Consider the following 14,385-nt stretch of genomic DNA (forward strand, 5'->3'; position numbering starts at 1 on the left):
AGAATGACAAACATTGCTACAGGGAGGTGCTGATTGTGTTTCCTAGCGTCTCATAGTCAATCGTGACATTTTAAGTGCGTGATCCGAGCATAGAAGTTGTAATGTCTTCATGGAAATTTCACTGCGAGTGCAGAGTTCAGATGCTATTTGGTTGGGGAGTAAGTTGACATTGAGTGCAGAGAATCAAAAGGAAACTCTTCTCAAATGGTTGCTATCACACAGCGTTTCAAAATGTCTTTCCAATCTTCTGGCAATTGGCTCGGATTTTACGAGCAGTCCAACTTCGATATTCCTCTTTTGGGCAGCAACTGTGAAATTCGCTGAAGACACAAATAGCTTATGATGATCGACAACTATGCATTTAGCGTGAAGTGATGATCGTGCGGTAGAGTAGTCATCTAGCGACCGAGGATCGTAGTAGACTTCTGGCAGTGGTCTTCCTTGAGGCCATTGGTTTGTACGAAAGTTCAGAGCAAAGTGCTTTAGGATTGAATCGGGATTTCCTTCAAGATCGTTCCCTCCGCGTGCATCAAGGAATAGACGCACTTGAAGGCTTGGAAGTAAATGCATCCGATCTGCTAGTGTTTGAAAGACCTGTTGCCCTTGGTAAACTGCATACCCAACAACCATTACTGCTTGAGTTGCGTTGGTAAAGAGGTCGCGCACCACTACGCTTGTGTCTCTTGAGTTTATACCTACTGTGTCTGGACCCGTAGTCACCAGATCGACAAGTTCTTCGATATCGCATCTTCTAAACCGTTCTGCTTTGACCATTTCAAGTAGCGATATCACCTGTGGCGAAGTAAATCCCAATGCTGCTAGTTCATTCAAGAATGAGTGCCAACCACTCTTGTGACATCCATCAAATAATTTAGACATGCCCCAAGAGTTTATTGGAAGCGTTATTCGCTGAGACTGAAGTGCATTGATGACATCTTGTATTTCATCTAGTGAAGCGTTCGATGGAATGACGTTCATCGTTATCTCACCGTAAAAAACTCTGCACTTCGATTCTCCAGCGTAGGAACTACTAATGAGCGATCTAAATAGTCGTTCCTTTGCTCACATGATGTTTCTGCGATGAGCAGACAGCCATGACAAGCTGCTCCATGAAGGAATCGATGTTCATGCTTGTTGTCTGGATGATGTTCAGAGCAAACTGGATCATTTGAACAAAGTTCGCCAAGCTCCAATGCTTTCCTAAAGTGAACATCAATTTGACGCCCGGTTTCAACTAACCCTCCAAGCGTTCCTTCCGCATCGGTGGTTGAGGTATAGAGTAAAATGCCATAGCCAACACTAGGAATGGTGTAAACTCGTTCGCGGATCGAGCTTGCTGGATAGCCACACTCCAGCGATAGAGTCGTAATGAGAAGGTGAGCAAATGAATGGAATAAGATAAACGCTGATCCGGGGTAGACTTTCTTGCTATGGTAATGTTCATTCTTCCAGCAATTGAAGCCTTCCTCCAGCTCCTTTCCACGTTTCTGAACTGATTTCTTTTTCAGCCACTCTTCCACATCGATTTTCTTGAACTGTATGAAGATCCCTTCGCCTCGATTCTCGAGACAAGGTAACCAGCTTAATTCGCGCGCAATGAGGGCCCGGGAAGTCACCATGCTCAAATCACCATTGATATCAGGTGTTGTTGGCTCAAACCTGGAAAACCCGACCTGTGCCACCACTTCACGCAAACGGTGCACCAAAACGATTCTCTGAACCTTTTCCATCCAGGGCTTCTTCCAAATCGATTCAGGCAGTGAACGTGCAAAGAAGGTTCCGTCGAGAATGTCGTTGCCAATTTCTTCTTTTGCTGCAATCAATGTCTCTAGCTCAGCCTGCTTCACACTCTTTGACTCTTTCAGAAAATCGTTACGACGGGACTGAATCTCGTTCATGATTTCGACATCACTGAAATCAGTTAATGCTACCTTCACCTTCTGCTTGCGACGTTCATACTGCAGTTCAGTCACATCTTGTACAACTTCGATCATATCCCATACCGTATCAACAGCGGCTTTGATTTTTTCGTCGCGATCGGGGAGAGAAATGACACTTAGGGATTCTGGAAAGTATGCGTGACTTGCATTTCTAATCAGCAAACGATAGGGCTCGCCACAAACTTCTCTTTCCGTTGGCCCGAGCCAAAGTTTTCGACCTTCGCATAGGCCCAAAGCCTGGAAACGCATTTCCGAAGCATCAAACATACTTCTTTGAGCCGAGCAATCGCAGCGAATCCAGATCTCGGAAAGATCGCCGCTGGTTCCACGTTCTTCGATCCACAATTGACGTTTACAATCACTCTTGCCCTGATGTACAAAGTCGAACCAGTTAATGTCAGTCACATGTCCTTTGCGACATGCTCTAACAAATCGAATGGGCACCACTGATCTCTTTTTATTATCCTGATCGATGAACTTTCCCTTCGTCAGGGATTTGCGGTGAACCAACATGCGTGATCGAGGGTTGGCATCACTATCCTTTTCGGGAGGCTGAGCGACAAACCACTCAGGGAATTGCCATGCACCAATTCCTGTGGGTGGGGCATTCAAATCCTGCTGATCTGCAGGTGGACGATACAGCTTGATAGCGGGCACATCTAACGCTTCGCAGATCTTCTCAGCTAAGCGTGGTTCCACCACTTCGTCACCCATTCCTGCCCAATGTTCAAGGCCTGCAACGAGTACTGACTGATTCGGCAAATCCAGCATCGAACCAGGGCCAAACGTGGTTACAATCTGGCTTTGCCTTAACTGCCCATTTGGCTTCTTGCTTTTTTGCCTACTCATGGGACCCCTCCTCATTTTCAATGGCATACCCATCGAGTGTCTTAAGCCACAGATTGACGCTGGGCTCTACATCGCGGAGAGAGCGATTTGCACGAAACTTCTTGTGCCGCAGTGGCAGCTTCTTTAGCTCTTGATCAAGGAAATCGTACAATAGCTGTTTAGCGCCTCCCGTTTCATAAGGATTGTACTGCAACTGGGCACCAACCTGCTGATAGTCGTGTGCAATGGCATTCCAGTCGTCGAGCAGTTTTTTTGCTCTGTCGCGTACGACCTGCTGTAGTCTTTCAGTTTCCTTTGGATCTTGATGCGAAACACGATTAACCAGGTATGCAATTATTGGATCGAGCTTTGACAGTTGAACTAGTATCTGGCTGGCACCTTTTGGATGCGTCAGTTGCGCGTTTCCATGCCGTGCCAGACCTACCAATGCTGCCGCCAACCCTCTGTCCAATGCACGAGGCGAAAAAGGAGTGACACTGGTTGGCTCAACGCTACGGTAGAAAGTCTGGTGATAATAGTAAAACCGTTCATAATGCGAGCGATCACGTGGCTTATGCACGTTGAGCATCGTCACTACTAAACCAGGCCGCTGAAAATCACGACCAACACGACTGGTCGCCTGGATATATTCGGCACTGGTTTTGGGTTGGCCAGTGACCACCATCAGCCCCAAACGAACGATATCCAACCCGACTGAGATCATGTTGGTGGCTATCGCTACATCCACATGATTATTGCTGGCAAACGATTCATTGAGCCGTGCTTTTGCTTCGGCAACTCGGTTCGTGCTTTCCCGGCTGGTCAATTCAACCACTTCGTACGCAATCCGTCTGTTGGAAAAGCTGCCTTCTTCTTCGTTAACACGTTTTCTCTTCCCATAGCCTTGCAAACTACTGCTCACTTCGTCTTCAATTACCCGCCGAGCACCACCCAGTTCACGCAAGCTGTTGAAGTAACCCAACAATGTCATGTAGGGATCGGCTGGATTGGTATCATCCTTTTTTCCATACCTCTCATAGGCTTTCTCCCCAGCAGCGAGCAACGCTAGGTAGGTGCGTAACATGACGACCTTTGGGCTTCTCCCTTGAGCCGCTATTCCCAGGTATTGGCGAGCATTACTCTTGGAGGAAGGAAGGGTTTCAGCAAAGAACGAATCCCGGCGATCGGGACCAGGGGGCGGAAAAATATCCACCATCTTGTGGTTGTAAAGTGCTCGGATTTGCTTTTCTGCCCGTCTGACGGTGGCTGTCGAAGCTATGATCTTGGGACGTACTTTTTTACCATTAATCATTCGACTGCTGAGTTCATCCAACGCACATTCATAGAGGCCGACCATCGTGCCTAACGGTCCTGAGATCAGGTGTAATTCATCCTGAATAATAAGGTCAGGAGGGTTCAACTGGCCCTGGGGCAAGGGCAGTCCAACTCCAGGGTCACAGGGCCCATAGAAACCATGCTGGTCATGACGATCAACTTTCCCAAAAAACGCACCGATTTGCCCCACCCAGGGGATGCCGGCAAACTTGTCCACGGTGGCAATCATGAAACAAGGCAATCGTCGATAAATAGGCTCATCCACTGTCAGGAGAGGCAATGCGTTATCCCGACTGAACGCACACTCCCGATTGCCACTGCAGACAACCCTCAAATCTATTGGATGATCTGGATTCGGTACCAGCTGGAATGAGTTAACGGTAAACTTCGTGCCACACCAGGGGCATTCCTCCAAGGGTATTGGCGAGCCCTTTCGTTCGTTGTTCTTGTAGGCAATGGTTTTCGCACGGGCTGAATCAGGATTGTTGTCCCCTTTTTTGCCCATCACGTTTGGCGTGGCTCCTTTTCCTACCCACAACCCAATCTCAAAAGGCCAGTCGCCCAGCTTCTGTACATCTTGCTGCCGTTCGAGTTCCAGAGCACAGATCAACGTTGCCGCTCGCCCAAGTTGATCGAGTGTCAGTAATCGCAATGTATAACGCATCAATACTGCCAAGCCGGCAGAGCTAGTCCCAGGGTTTTTCAATCGCCGATGGACCAAGGCAAAAGCAGCTAGCCCCAGATAGGCTTCAGTCTTGCCACCACCAGTCGGGAAGAAAAGCAAATCCACTACGCCACGGTCGGTATGCCCTGGTTCTGCTAGTCCTTTCAAGTTCATGAGCAGGAATGCTAACTGAAATGGCCTCCAGCGAGGATTCACTGTGCCAGGGTCTTTCTTAAGCATCACTCCCTGACGTTGCCTAGCAGCTTTAGCCATCGCTTTGTTGGAAAGGCGAAAAGCTTCCAGGCAAGCTTGATCGTTTAACAGCTCGATGCCGTCGCGGATGCGTTTTAACGCTGTCCCAATGCGCTGGAACAGTTCATCTGCGATTTCTTTGCGGTGTTTCGACAGTCCCGCAACCTGCTTCTTCTGATCTGCGATCCACGCTTCGTACTGAGTCGCCAGTGGCTCCAAGCATGCTTTCGCCGTTTTGCTATCTGGCACTGTCGCCAGAGCATCCATTGAAAGTTCCACACCTTTGATGTCCGCTGGCGCCACGCGTTCGACTTCGGCCAATGGCATCCAACATGTTCTCACCTGATAGCATTGGCCATCAGTCAGTATTGCCTGGGCTGCGACGTTATGCCCAACTGCATAATCACCATCATCCCGGTACTGCAGATCAGCCAGCCGATCATCCCAGTCCGTACTTTGCAAACTGCGCAGGTCCGGTCTTGAGACGATACCCTCTTTGATCTTTACTTCGATCTCAGCCTGGAAAGCATAGGCTTCATCACGCACTGAATCTGGTTTCAGTTTGCGACGATTCACCAGGAATACTGAGAGCGATCGTGTGCCTTTGGGCAACCCTCCCTCCACTTTCTCGATGACAATCGGTCGCACAGATATGGCTAGCTTCAGCCCCTGGCTACTTGGTACTTCCACCTCGGGTATTTCCTTGGCATCATGAGGCAGCTGGATGGTCACCGGTTGCTCACGAGGTGTACGTTGCCAGTGGCCGGAATCGCCTTTCAGTAACTGATAGTCTCCCCATCGCACTGTGACCGACAGTTCTTTCGTATCAGAGGAGACTAGCAGGCTCATGCCAATTGAAGAAGGAAAGTAGGCTTTGCGGGCTGCAACAGATTCTGGGATCGTAGCATCGTCCGTACCCTGACGATCGCTGGGCATGTCGAAGCCTTCTTCTTCGGTTGGATCGCTTCGATCTTCTTCTGCTGCATCAATGGGTGATAGGAAACCCGTCAAGTACCAGCGTGATGGCATCTGAGGCAGGATCTCTGTTTCCAGCCTCGTTCCATTCTCTGGTCCGACAAAATCCAGTTTCAGAGCATCAACTAATTCTGATCGCACTTCGACTGACGTCACGATATTTCTCTCCTGTCTTTACATGGCTTTCAGCAACCTGATCAGCTCCTGCATATCTGCAAATGCAGAACGGCGGGCCTATTCGTAATCGGCGGCTTGTCCAGCACCGACAATAGCCGCATACACTGGGCCTACTGAATCTATGCTGGCAAACTGATTTGCAGGATGCCCCAGCATTCTTGGGCCAGGCCGTTTGCCAAGTGTACTCCAAGCTTTTTCGAAAGCGACTGTAAACTGAGGTTTAGGATTTCTCCTTGTCCTTCTCTTCAGTGGCTTTCTTCAAGTCTTTCTTGTTGAAGGATGCTTCAAATCCTTCATTGCTGACTTTGAGTTCAGTGGCTTTGAGTAGGTCGATGCTCTTATGATCTTCTTCCTTGGCCTCTGTGTCTGTAAACAATTCACGACTAAATCTTTCTGTTAGGACATTTGGAATATGCTCACCCACCGATTTCTTCCATTCCAACGCAAGTTCGACTAGCCATGATGCTCGCACTATATCCACACCCATTTGCTGGAACTTAAGTTCCCTCTTCGCGAAGCTGTTGTAGTTCCCAATGCTCCAGAGAATGAATGTTGATGTTGCAGTAGCAAAACCAAACACCAAGAACAATTCACGCACTACTATGACCCAGTCAAACTTTCCTGAGTTTAATGTTGATGATTGATCCTTGATAACAAAGGCGTATGCACCATAAAGAAAAACTCCAATCAGTAGTGCGAATCCACCAAGTATCCACCATGATTTCTTTCGAGTCGTCCAACTGATGTCAAACGTTGTTGCGAGGTTCTTGAGTTCTTTTTTGAAGTCATCACCTGTCTTGATTCTCAGATCACGATTCGCCATCTCAGCGATGGCAGACTTCAACTTGGCAAGCTCTTCTTTGTCCTGTGCAACCTTCTCTTCCCATTTCGCTTTATCCGTTTCGAGTTTAGCGTGTTTCTCTTCGTAGATTGCGTCAAGCTTTGCTGTGTGTTGGAGCATCGATTCCGTGACCTTTGTGGTGGCAATCGAGACTTGCTCCTGCATCTTGTCGATCAACCCCTCTTGGCGTGCCAAGTAGTCATCCCGCTTAATGGCAAACGATTGGTCACCTTCACTGAGGTAACCAAGATAACTCTGTGTATCAACAAATTCAAATTCTTCACGAGCTTGAGCGGTTAGCTTAAGTGCCTTATCAGCATCATAACCACTGGTAAGTAGTGTCACTGTGAGGATGTCAAAGTAGCCGGGGGGTATCGTGTCCTCGGTTTTGATCTTTCCTTCTCGACCCAACGAGAATTGATTCCGTTGGGAATTACTCGGATTCTGTGTGTCTTGGCACTTAATGGTGATGGATTTGACTGTCACAGTGTTCGACAAGTAACTCGCTATCGAGGTTCGTGGACTATTAGCATGGATCACATAACCGTGGTAATTCTCATCCTCAGGTTCTTGCGGATCGCTTGGATCACGAAGAGGTTGTTTGTCCTGCCTCTTCATTTGATAGTCTTCCGATAGAGCATTGAAGGCATCAGTAAAAGTAACGGTGAGCGTCTTCCATCCTGACTTGCAAGCCAACCTCATTAGCGATGTAAAAGCATCGCTATCCTTTTTTTTGCGTACATAAGTCTGAAATTGCCGTGTATCGCTCATGTGGTAATCCTGCATTGTTAACACGTACATTGTATTGTGTCATGGATGTGTCACAACAATCAACGTAGCCGAATCATGAGGTCTTTAGTACTATTCCGCCACCATCCGACAACGAAGAGTTTTATTCTGATCGTAACCACCAAACACCATCACGGAAAAGTTCATAAGTATGCCTACTTGAACAATCCAGGCTGCTGATCATCCTTGGCCTTTTTACCCTTTGCTCCTCGCTTCCCCTTCGGTTTCGCCTGGGCTTCTGCTGCTTCGCCGCTCAGGCGTTCTTCTTCGGCTCGTTGTTTGTTGAGTTCCAGGAGGCGGGCTAGGACTTCGTCGCGGAAGTCGTCGGGCCAGCGGTAGCGCCAGGGTTTCTTTTTCTTGCGGGTGGTGGGAACTCCAGGTTCGTCGTCGTCGTCCTCTTCGTAGTCGAGCAGGAACTCGCAGGTGGGTTGCAAGTCCTTCCAGCCGTAGGCATCGAGTACGGCACGGTCCATGGCGGCATGGAGTTCGCGGAGCTTCTTTATCTCCTCGCTCGGCTCATTCGGATCGTGAAAGCGGTTGTAGGTCTTGGTCAGCCCTTCGTTGTTCTTCACCATGAGCGCTGCTCGGAACTCGTAGTACTCCTTTCCCACCGCTTCGAGAGTGGCATCGGTTTCAAAGTGCGGTGGAAAGGGGAAGGTTTCAAAGCAGTCGGAGGGGGTATAGCGAAGGTCGTCTTTCATGGAAGACCCAAGGAAACGGGCCCAGATTTCATGGGGACGTGATTGGATGGAGCAAAAGGACGAGTGCTCATCTAGTGCAAACACGGCTGCAGTATGTGAAAAAACTACTGGCAATCGGACAAATGCAATCGCAAGATGTGGTGTAGCACCGCAATTTATTGCTAGAGTGTGCTTTGAACCTGAAATGTTCTTGTACAGTTCATTACGAACACGCATAAAGTTCCACCACCTATTTTTCCCATGTGCATCATTCTGGCTCATCCTTTGCGGTTTAACTTTCGCCTCGACAATCTTGAATAGATCAGGCCACTTCCTTGCCTCATCTTCATCGAGCTCTTCGAAATTGATCACATAACGATGTGGTGATTGCGATGGCTCGTTGTTGATCTCCTCACCTCCGATAAATGGAAATATTCGTTCGGCATTTTTCTTGTTTTTGGCTTTCAATTTGTTCATCAACTCGATGGAGTTAACTGAATCATCATCAGTAGTATCATCAAATGTAAACCCCATTCCTAATAAGAAGCTTCCAATGAAACTCTTACCCGCGTTGGCCTCCAGCCTTGCCGGATCATCGTGTCCACCCGCATGGAACAGGTACGCCGTGATGATTGGAGCTTCCTTCTCATCAAGCAAATACGGCCGATGGTGTTTGCCCTTTGCGACATGCACCACGCTCACCACCACCGCTGCCAGGCCGGGCCATTTGTAACGACGGCGGGCGTGGTAGATCGTTCCCCCGTTAGTGCAGATCCAGCGCAACCCGGTGCTGCGGGTATCCCCCTGGGCAATGGTGTTGGTCGCAATCAAGCCGAACGTGCCATCTGTCCGCAGCAGGTTGAACGCCCGGCGGAAGAAGTGGGCTACCAGATCAGCGTTGCCATGCGATTCCTCGTGCAGTGTTTTCAGCCAGTCGAGGAAATAGGGATGATGCCCCGCTGCGATGGTGTTTTTACCAGCGAACGGTGGGTTGCCAACAATGGCATCGAAGCCGGGCAACCGGCGGGCTGATGCCACGCCTTTCTCGGAGGTGAACACTTCCGGAAACTCAATCTCCCAGTGGAAGGGCAGGACTTGCGATTTTCTTAAGCTCGTTTCAGCCTGTCGAATCTCTTCATGACGAATACCGGTTCGCAACGATTCATCAAAATGTTGAAGAAATGCGTCTCGTTTCTGCTTACGTTCTTTATCGTTCTTTCCAGCGAAGAAGGCGGCGATGGCGAGATTCCCGGCGAAGCGTATCAACTGCATATCTTCTTCGGCCTTCTTCAGCTTTTGCTCCTTCAATCGAAACGGATACTCATCTGGGGAGGTGATGATGTCCTGGCGAACCTTGAGCACAGCCTTAATCCGATCTTCAATGACGCGCTGGGCCACGGCAGCGGCGCCACTTGGAAGCCAGTGAAAGTTGATGATCTGCTGTTTGTTTAGCCCCACCAACGAATCGCCACACTTCATGGCGTGATCGAGAAACGTAAACGGATGATCCTTGGCTAACGTCGCCAGCCATAGGGAGAGCTTCGCCAGATCGGTCGCCATGGGGTTCTTATCAACGCCGTAGAGACAGCGCTGGGCAATGAGCCGCTGAGCGAAGAGTTCAGGGGTTTCATCGAGTGGAATCACTGGCATATTGCCATGAGTCGCCCAGGCCTTCACCAGCACTTCACTCAGTTGCCTGCACGCTTCAACCAGGAACGCTCCTGACCCCATAGCAGGGTCGCACACCTTGAGATCGAGTATCTGCTCTGGCTTGGGCTTATCTCCTAATTGCTTCAGAATCGGCTCCAGCGTCTTCTGCACAATCGGGCCCGTGAGAGTACGAGGCGTGTAATGCGAACCACTGCGTCGCCGTTCCTCGCTCGGCTGGAAGATCATGGCCCCGGCCGGCACCACATTGGGTGTCACTTCCTTGGCGATCTTCTTCTCCAGTGCCACCAGCATGTCTTCCATCGACTTGGCAATCTTCAGGCCCTCTGCTGCCTGGCCGGTCAGTTTCTGGCCAGTCTGCTCCGTGAACCACTTGGCTCGGTCAGCGCCCGATTTAATCAGCAGGAGCTCTAGATTGATCGTGGTTGGTGCCCCGTGAGCCTTGGGTGCTTTGATGGCAATCGACCGGCCTTTCGCCACTTCAAGCTCGAAGCCCATTATGGTCTCGTAGACGCCACCAATCTGCTCGACGCCTAGTGTCAGGTAACTGAGGCGTTCACCATCGAGAATGAGGAGGTTGGTAAGAACTCTGAGTAGGCAACCATCAGAAACACGGGGAATCTGTTGAAGCTTGGTGTCGTAGCTGGCATCTTTAACCTTCCGACCTTCCAGAAATGGATATCGGCTTGGGTCAAATAGGTAACCCTGGCGAGCGGGCAGATGCAGGTTGCCATGGCTGCCACCGTCGTAGATCAGTCGAAAGAGAGTGAGAAGCTGTGCCCAGGCTCCGTACCGCTGGTCCATGGTATCAATGTAACGGCCTGCATCAGCCTGAAGGCGAGCAAACAGGCCGGTGACCGAGTAGAAGTTGCTGTATACCGGGTCGCTGGAAAGCAGGCCACGATCTTCGGCATAGAGAATGAAGACCAACCGCATCAGCACGGTGAGCAGCCCGGCATAGACCTGGTGAGGATCGTCAGCCAGGATTTCCTTGAGGAGTTCACCCTTGCGTTGATCATCAGCAGCCTGGAACCCGCGCAGGAGTTCAAAGAGAGCAGCCAGCAGTTGCTCAGCCAGTTGAGTCGAGACAACGCTCTGATACTTGCGACTTTCTTCCAGGATAGCCGGCAGCTGCTGTTTCTCAGGCAGGCTGAATAGCCGTTCGGAACTGAGCAGCAGATGCATGGCCGCGAAGATCGATCGTCCGGCAACGGGGATCATCTCGGCAAGGTGAAAGGTGAGGTAGCCCGTGTTCTCGCCCGAAGGAGCATAGATCAGCCGAAGGGATCGCCCGTTGGAGAGCAGGCCTAGCGGTATCCTGGCCTCTCGCAGCAGGCGTTCAAACTTGGCATACGGGGATGCATGCCAGTGGTGATCTTCCTCGGCAGGCGGATCATCCATGCTGGTATCAGTGTCCAATACCTGGATGAACATCATCCATTTCTTGAGAGGGTCCTTGGGTTTGAAATAAGGCACGACATAGGTAGACTGCAGGGTTTCGTTGAAGTTGGGCAAAGTGACTTCGCACGATTCCGGTGCTGGCAACAGGTCTTGAGCTGACCAGCCCAGAACATCCTGCACAAAGCGTGTGAAGTCGTGAAGTACTGGGATGATCTGTTCGTGCTTATCTCGTTTGAAATAGGCGAGAAACTGGTCATGCAGTTCTTTGGGTTGTCGATTGACTTGGGCCTGGGCACCCAAAAGCGCAGGCACCGAAACGACCAGGCCCACGGGTTGGACGTAGCCAATCCATTCCAGGTGTGCCAGGGTTTCGAGGTCGTGCGGCATGATTACCCCGTCACCGGCCAGAGATAGACCAGGCCCACCGGTTCGATGCGAGTGGCCTGCACTTCATACACGTCTTTAATGCGCTGAGGCTCGGTTTCAAGCTCCTCAAAAATCTTGAGCAGCCGCTTCTCCCAGTAACGCTGGTTCGCTTGCAGTTGACGAAGCTCTTCGTCCTTCTCAGGAAACGCCAGCAACAGCTCTGAAGGGTTCTTGTAAGCCTTGACCGTTTTCTCAATGTGCTTTTGCTGATTGTTCAGAATGGCCTTCATGGCTTTGGCTTCAGCGGCACCTCGTTCCTTGAGTTTCTTAATCGCATCCTGGGCGTGCTCTTTGCCACGGGCTTCCAGGTGAGGTAGCAGAGCAGCGACATCGAACTGGGCAGAGGCTTGCAGCTGTTTGGCAATCTCTTTTGGCACCGTTTTATGGAGCCTTTCGGCAAGCGATTCCTGCAGCAGTTGGATGGTTTTGGTTTCTGCATCTCGCCCGTAGGGTGTCGGGGGAGATTTGCGAATCTGCGGATCAGTCCAACGTGCGGAGATGGTGAGCAGTTCCTCGTGCAGCCGGGCTGCTCCGCTTCCGTATAGGCAGAGTCGACCAAGCAGTACGATACGGGGAATGGCGTCATTCGCCTGGGTCAGGCAGGCACGGGACAAGTCGTGATGGACGAGCCCCTGGGCCATGAACCGCGAGAGCAGGCGCTGGACGACTCGTTGTTCCAGGTGCAGGTGGACTGCGGAATTATCCAGGACGCCGGCATCTTCAAAGATGACCGGGCGGATCGGAGCGGTACGACGCCATTCCCAGAATGTTTGATCACGTTCACGGGGGACTCTCAGAGAATCGAGAGTATCGGCCCAGGAGGCATCACCACCAGAACGCTGATCCAAAGCGGGGAAGATGAAACGTTCGTGCTGACCGGTGGCAGCCATCGACTTTGCACCGATCATTTCCAGGGCACAGTTGATGGTAGCACGGAAACTGGTTTCACTGAGGCCAGTACTTGCTTTGGACTTGTCTGCCAATTCCCTCAGCTTATCGATCTGTTGGCGCAGTTCCTGCTGCCTGGCTCGATCACACTCCAGTTCATCATTGACGACCTTCTGACGATCAGGGTCTACTTTTGCTGAGTTGATCTCGTTCAGAAGGTGCTTTTCCTGATCTCGATGAATGCCTTTGTTTAAGAGTTGAGTCAGCCGACTGTCGATGACCTGGGCCAGGCTGCCCAGTTCCTTGCGGATGGTTTCGGTCTTACGAACTACTGTGGCGAGGATGCGGTCTTCGGGTCGCTGCTTGTAGACGAAGTAATGGCAGTAGACCACTGGTTGAGGTTGGAGCTTACGGTCGATGCGGCCATTTCGTTGCTCCATTCGACTGGGGTTCCAGGGGATATCGAAATGGAACAGGTTATAGCAGTGAGCTTGTAGATTCAGGCCTTCACGGGCTGCATCGGTGGCTATGAGAATGCGAACCGGATGCTGATCGGGTGGGGTGTTGAAGGCTTTCTTGATCTCCTCCCTTTTCTCCGGTGGCGTGGGGCCATGGTAGATCTCGATCCGTCGATCAGCCTGGTCTGAGTTTTCGATAGCACTTTGCAGTTGTTGGTACAGATAACGCTTAGTGTCGTCGTATTCGGTGAAGATCAGGATGCGGATATCGGTCCAGGTGGCTCCGGGCTTGCCCAACTTGGGGCACATCTTCTCCCGTATCCATTCGAGGAGGTGTTTCACCCGGGCATCTGGCTTACCGCGAGAGGATTCAGCCAATGTCATCATCTCGGAAAGCAGAGCCTTCTCACGTGCGATCAGTTTACTGGTCTTTGAGGTAGGAGTTGCAGATTCACTGGATCGGGTGGCAGCTACCATCTGAGCATCTGCTTCACGGGCTTGCTCATCTTCACTCAGAGTGCCACGTTCTTCGTCGCTATCGGGCGGTTCAAACGACAAGGTAGGCTGACTGTTCTCAGCATCGGCTGCCAGTTCTTCCTTCCAGAGCTTCTCAGCGGTCCGCTGATGGACTCTCAACGTTTGGGCAAAGGCTTCGATGGACGAGAGCAAGCGTTGTTGCAATCCTGTAATGAGCAAACCACCAGTTGCCTGCTTGCGTTTGCTTTCGTTCTTTAGGCGTTCTTGTCGGCTCAGACGATATTCTTCCAGTAGTGCTGCCAGTCGTAGTTCTGGGGTATTGTCGGGAAGATTATCGAGATCGATCTGCATGGGATCACGTTTGGGGAAGCCACCCTGGATCTCTCGAAGATCATCTTTCAATCGTCGCACCATCACATCATTGCGAAGCTTTTGATCAACCGGCACACCACGGCAGAATCGCTGGGGATCAAGTATCTCAAGGAGTGCCGAGAAGCTGTTCGAGTGGCCGTTATGCGGTGTAGCAGAAAGAAAGAGTCGGTGCTCGAAGCGTGGTGCGATGTCCTGAAGTGCTTTGGTGATCTGC

The 14,385-nt window shown here is 50.8% G+C and carries 6 protein-coding genes; all 6 read right to left on the bottom strand.

Annotated features, from left to right (window positions below):
• Positions 1 to 183 precede the first annotated feature (183 nt).
• Positions 184 to 978, bottom strand: coding sequence for a phospholipase (locus JNJ77_18685; GenBank protein ID MBL8824619.1), 795 nt, complete (start codon positions 976 to 978; stop codon positions 184 to 186).
• A 2-nt stretch (positions 979 to 980) separates the two neighbouring features.
• Positions 981 to 2,789, bottom strand: coding sequence for a DUF1998 domain-containing protein (locus JNJ77_18690; protein ID MBL8824620.1), 1,809 nt, complete (start codon positions 2,787 to 2,789; stop codon positions 981 to 983).
• Positions 2,782 to 6,150 (bottom strand): helicase, encoded by a 3,369-nt coding sequence (locus tag JNJ77_18695; protein ID MBL8824621.1) that lies wholly within the window; start codon positions 6,148 to 6,150, stop codon positions 2,782 to 2,784. The genes JNJ77_18690 and JNJ77_18695 overlap by 8 nt, the downstream gene beginning before the upstream one ends.
• 241 nt (positions 6,151 to 6,391) lie before the next feature.
• Positions 6,392 to 7,783 (bottom strand): hypothetical protein, encoded by a 1,392-nt coding sequence (locus tag JNJ77_18700; GenBank protein ID MBL8824622.1) that lies wholly within the window; start codon positions 7,781 to 7,783, stop codon positions 6,392 to 6,394.
• Positions 7,784 to 7,956: 173 nt separating this feature from the next.
• Positions 7,957 to 11,937, bottom strand: a complete 3,981-nt coding sequence (locus tag JNJ77_18705) for an N-6 DNA methylase (protein ID MBL8824623.1) — start codon at positions 11,935 to 11,937, stop codon at positions 7,957 to 7,959.
• Between the two features lie 2 nt (positions 11,938 to 11,939).
• The coding region (locus JNJ77_18710; GenBank protein MBL8824624.1) for a DEAD/DEAH box helicase at positions 11,940 to 14,385 on the bottom strand (2,446 nt) is incomplete at its 5' end.

Source organism: Planctomycetia bacterium (genome assembly GCA_016795155.1).
GTDB lineage: Bacteria > Planctomycetota > Planctomycetia > Gemmatales > HRBIN36 > JAEUIE01.